This is a genomic window from Devosia alba, from assembly GCF_039938915.1.
In the GTDB taxonomy this organism is placed as follows: Bacteria; Pseudomonadota; Alphaproteobacteria; order Rhizobiales; family Devosiaceae; genus Devosia; species Devosia alba.
In genome coordinates, this window is record NZ_JBDUUI010000096.1 from 1 (window position 1) to 264 (window position 264).

Annotated in this window: 1 protein-coding gene; it reads right to left on the reverse strand. The window is 44.7% G+C overall.

Features of this window, described 5'->3' with window-relative positions; all coding sequences use genetic code 11:
* Window positions 1–264: TonB-dependent receptor plug domain-containing protein (locus tag ABFY71_RS18915; protein WP_347947422.1), on the reverse strand; the 264-nt coding region annotated here is incomplete at both ends.

The following is a 264-nucleotide window of genomic DNA, read 5'->3' on the forward strand; positions in this document are numbered from 1 at the left end:
CAATACAGAGATGCTTTCGATATCATTCGGGTCAACCACGTCCATAGCACCTTCTACACCATCAATCAAAACCATTGGAGAAGAAGCATTGAATGAACCCAAACCACGGATTAAAAGTTTACCGGTATCCTGACCTGGCTGACCGCCGGCATTGGTTACAGTTACACCCGGTGCTAAACCTTGCAATCCCTGAGATATATTGGATATTGGTCTAGAAGCCAATGATTTAGAGTCAATCGTAGCAACAGCACCGGTCATGTTAAC